We start from the raw sequence: 4,439 nt of genomic DNA on the forward strand, positions 1-4,439 counted from the left end.
GAGGTACACAGCTTCGATCTGCAACTGTCGGCACAGGTTCAGCAATACGCTGGGTGCGTCATCCCAGCGAGGTGCCAGGCGGACCAGCAGGGGAATGTTCAGTTGACCCAGTTCGCGGCTCAACTCGCGTAGGTTACGCAGCCAAAAGTCCACTTTGCAGGGCGCATCGTCGTGTTCCAGCCATTGTTCCGGGCTCAACAGAAATGCCGCCACGCACGGGCCGCGAGCCGCGGCAGCCGAGAGGGCGGTGTTGTCATGCAGGCGCAAGTCGCTGCGCAGCCAGATCAATTGCATGTTGGTATCCACGCGATTCATTTAAATCAGCCCGCGCTGAACGAGTGCCTGATGTGCCGACAGCGGATCTTCGGCCAGGTACAAATCAGCGATCTCGACAGTACTGACAGACAACTCGGTGTGGTGGATGCATACCGTTGGTCCGGCAATCATTTTTGGGCAACTGACACCTTTGAAAAGTTTCGGCAGCTGCGCCGGATTCAGGGCTTTGCTTGAGTACAGCAGAATCCCACGGGGTTGCAGAAGTTCGACCGCCAATGCCAGTTCGCCGACCGGCAGTGGCCCGTCGAAGACTTCCACCGGGCAATCGGCGCTGCTGATCAGCCAGGCCGTTAGCCAAAGGTGCGGCTCCATGGGCAGGTCCGAGTGGTTGATCAGCAGCAGCGGCGCGGTGCACAACTGACGATTGTTATGGTAGATGCGTGCACCGAACTTGCTACGCAGCCAGGCACAAAAAAAGCCCCGCTCCATCTGCGCACCGAACTGGCCTTGCCAGCGTTGCTCCAGAGCGGCCAGCAAGGGCATCAGCAACTGTTCGCACAGGGTTCGCGGCGGATACAACGCCATCGCCTGATTGACGCTGTCATCCAGAGTGCGCTCCTGCAATCCGCTGACCGCCTGCAGCAACGTTTGCAGCAAGGCGTGCCAATCGTTGTCGACGGACTCGCTGAAGGCTTGCGGCGTGTCGAGCAGTTGCTTGACCTGGCTGACGGCAACGCCACGGTTGAGCCAGGTGAGAATGGCCTGGATGCGTTGTACATGGTCGGCCGAGAACAACCGATGCCCCTTGGGTGTGCGTTGCGGCACGATCAGACCGTAGCGCCGCTCCCAGGCGCGCAAGGTCACGGCATTGACGCCGGTTTTCCGCSCCACTTCTCGGATCGGCAGCCAGCCTTCGTCCAACGCCTTTTCAAAGTCATCGCCGAGGTCTTCGCGGGCGCTGGTGTCGAGTTTTTTTTTCATCAGATGGCGTTTCGCAGGCTGAGGTTTTCYGGGTGCGGTTGCAGGTAAACCTGCTGTGCGATGTACGGATCGGGGTGTTGGCGAAAGTGATGCTTGAGCAGCGTCAGCGGCACCACCAGCGGTACGATACCCAGGCGGTATTGGCTGATTACGTGCTGCACTTCCTGCTTGTCTTCGCCGCTGATGGCCTGTTTCAGGTAGCCGCTGAGGTGTTGCAGGACGTTGGTGTGAGTGCGGCGGGTGGCGCATTTTTTCAGCGCCGACATCAGTTCGCTGAAATAGCGGGGGCCCAGTTCCTGCGGATCGGTTTTGCCCATGTTGCCCAGCAGATTGCCCAGGGTTTTGTATTGCACCGGGTTGTGGGCCATCAGCAGGTATTTGTAGCGCGAGTGAAAGCCCGTGAGACCGTGCCGGGTCATGCCCTCTTGACGTAGCTGCTGCCAGGCGCTGTAGGCGAACACCCGGGTGAGGAAGTTTTCCCGCAGCACCGGATCGTTGAGCCGGCCGTCTTCCTCCACCGGCAAGTCCGGGTGCCGCAGGCAGAAGGCCCGGGCGTAGATCCCGTGCCCGCCAATATCCGCCCGTGCGCCGTTGGCGTGGTAGACCTTGACCCGCTCCAGGCCACAGGACGGGGAATTTTGCATGAAGATGTAGCCGCAGATATCCCCCAACTGCGCTGCCATGTCCCGGCCGTAGGTGGCCAACGGTTGTGTCACGTTAAGCTTGTGGTCGAGGGTGCCCACGGCTTCGGGTTGATCTGCGCTGCCCACTGGCCGAATCGGTTGGCGGGGCACGCCCAGGCCGATGGCCACTTCCGGGCAGACCGGGATGAAATCGAAGTAATCAGTGAGGGTGCGGCTGCACAACCGCGATTCCTTGTGCCCGCCGTTGTAGCGCACGTCGAGCCCCATCAGGCAGGCGCTGATGGCGATTTTCGGTTTGGCGTGGGCGTGGGACATCGGAGCACCTCGAATCTGAACCGGTGCAGACGGTCGAGTCTGTACAGGATAACTTCATCATAGATTCGAAGTTGTACAAGTCAAATGTTGTGTATAAGTATTGTGGCGGGCTGCTGTCCATGGCGACAGCAGCGATTTGCTCGGGTTGATGCCTTTGCTTACTGCAGGTGTTCATGCAAGCGGCGAGCGGCTTCCTGACCGCTGAGCCAGGCCCCTTCGACGCGCCCGGACAGGCACCAGTCGCCACAGGCATACAGCCCCAGGTCTGCATCGGCCAGGGTGCCCCATTCGTGACTGCTGGCGGGGCGGGCGTAGAGCCAGCGGTGGGCGAGGCTGAAGGTCGGTGCGGGCATGGAATCGTGCAGCAGTTCGGCGAAGGCGCCATGCAGTTGTTCGATCACGGCTTCCTTGGACAGGTCAATGTGCTGGCGACTCCAGGCGCTGGTTGCGTGCAGCACCCAGGTGTCGAGAGTGTTGTCACGCCCGGGTTTGCTGCGGTTGCGAGCCAGCCAGTCGAGGGGGCTGTCCTGCACGAAGCAGCCTTCCATGGGCGTTTCCAGTGGCGTTTCGAAGGCGAGGGCGATGGCCCAGGTCGGGTCCATTTTCACCCCGGCGGCGGCACCGGCGAGTTTCGGCGCAGATGCCAGCAAAGCCGTGGCCTGCGGGGCTGGCGTGGCGATGACCACGTGGCTGAACGGTCCGTGGGTGAAGCCCTCGGCGTCCTGCAGATGCCAGTGTTCTTCACCGCGATAGACCTCGGTGATCCGGCAGGCGAAATGCACTTCAAGTTCACCAAGCAGGGCGCGGGTGATGGCGCTCATATGCGGCGTGCCGACCCAGCGGGTCTGCTCGTCTGGCGACAGGTTAAGCTGGCCACCATGGTAGGTGTACAGCTGCGGCGTCCACTCGGCAACCCAGCCCTTGGCCTGCCAGCGCTGGACTTCGGTGACAAAGCGACGGTCACGGGCGGTGAAATACTGCGCACCCATGTCCAGAGCACCCGCATCGCTGCGTTTGCTCGACATGCGCCCGCCACTACCGCGGCTTTTATCGAACAGTTGAACCACATGCCCGAGGTCAGTCAGGGCCTGGGCGGCGGAGAGTCCGGCAATGCCGGTGCCAATGATTGCGATAGGTACAGTCATAGGTGCCTCGTTTACCTTTCTGTACAGACTACGCCGGGGTTCAAACCTGTACAATATTGTTTGTTGGTATAACTTTTAGCGTTCTCGTTCTGACAGCTTGGCCTATTGTTAAACATAGAGCCTGCTCGATACCAAAGATCCCTGCTTATAAAAATAGACTAATGGACAGGGTAAAACGCCACGCGAGGAAGAAGTCATGCACATATTGCTGACCGGCGGTACTGGTTTGATAGGACGTCAGCTTTGCCGGCACTGGTCGGGTCAGGGATATCGCCTGACAGTCTGGAGTCGCCAGCCTGAAAAAGTCGCGAAAACATGTGGTACCCAAGTGCGTGGAATTGCCCGGCTGGAGGATCTGGGGCAGGAGCCAGTGGATGCGATCGTCAATCTGGCCGGAGCGCCGATTGCCGACCGACCCTGGACGCACAAGCGAAAAGCCTTGTTGTGGAGCAGTCGCATCACGCTCACCGAAACCCTGCTGGCGTGGCTCGAAAGTCGCGAGCAGAAACCCCGGGTCCTGATTTCCGGTTCAGCTGTCGGCTGGTATGGCAACGGCGGCGAGCGTGAACTGACCGAGGATTCGGGGCCGATCAGTGAAGACTTCGCCAGCCAGTTATGCATCGCCTGGGAGGAGACTGCACAGCGGGCCGAAGCGATGGGCATTCGCGTCATTCACATCCGTACCGGGTTGGTGCTGTCGGCGGAGGGTGGCTTTTTGTCGCGGCTGTTACTGCCGTTCAAACTGGGTCTGGGAGGGCCCATCGGCAACGGCCGGCAGTGGATGCCGTGGATTCATATCGACGATCAAATCGCCCTGATTGATTTTCTTCTGCATCGCAACGAGGCCAGCGGTCCCTATAATGCGTGCGCGCCCAAACCGGTGCGCAACCGCGAGTTTGCCAAGACGCTGGGTAGCGTACTGCATCGCCCGGCGTTCATGCCGATGCCGGCCTTCGTATTGAAGGTGGGGCTGGGTGAGTTGTCCTTACTGTTGCTGGGCGGCCAGCGCGCCACCCCGGCGCGTTTGTTACAGGCTGGTTTCACTTTTAAGTTCATGGATTTGCGCGCGGCACTGGAC

General features: G+C 60.4%; 5 protein-coding genes. 1 reads left to right on the top strand and 4 read right to left on the bottom strand.

Features of this window, described 5'->3' with window-relative positions; genetic code table 11:
- From AC1DVH_RS26795 to AC1DVH_RS26810, 4 genes are all read right to left on the bottom strand, one after another.
- Nucleotides 1-294: deoxyribodipyrimidine photo-lyase (locus AC1DVH_RS26795; RefSeq protein WP_477756330.1), on the bottom strand; the 294-nt coding region annotated here is incomplete at its 3' end.
- Nucleotides 295-315: 21 nt separating this feature from the next.
- Nucleotides 316-1,257, bottom strand: coding sequence for a MerR family transcriptional regulator (locus AC1DVH_RS26800; RefSeq protein ID WP_477756331.1), 942 nt, complete (start codon nt 1,255-1,257; stop codon nt 316-318).
- Nucleotides 1,257-2,216, bottom strand: a complete 960-nt coding sequence (locus AC1DVH_RS26805; protein ID WP_477756332.1) for a YbgA family protein — start codon at nt 2,214-2,216, stop codon at nt 1,257-1,259. Before AC1DVH_RS26805 ends, AC1DVH_RS26800 begins: the two co-directional genes overlap by 1 nt.
- Before the next feature lie 158 nt (nt 2,217-2,374).
- A complete protein-coding gene (locus AC1DVH_RS26810) occupies nt 2,375-3,361 on the bottom strand; it encodes an NAD(P)/FAD-dependent oxidoreductase (protein ID WP_477756333.1) in 987 nt (328 codons plus the stop codon).
- A 196-nt stretch (nt 3,362-3,557) separates the two neighbouring features.
- Between AC1DVH_RS26810 and AC1DVH_RS26815 the strand changes: the two genes are divergently transcribed.
- The coding region (locus AC1DVH_RS26815; protein WP_477756334.1) for a TIGR01777 family oxidoreductase at nt 3,558-4,439 on the top strand (882 nt) is incomplete at its 3' end.

Source organism: Pseudomonas sp. P4_C3 (assembly GCF_056402075.1).

What these genes read in the sequence shown, in the direction of transcription:
- AC1DVH_RS26810 (WP_477756333.1), bottom strand. Translation starts at nt 3,361, where the DNA reads ATGACTGTACCTATCGCAATCATTGGCACCGGCATTGCCGGACTCTCC.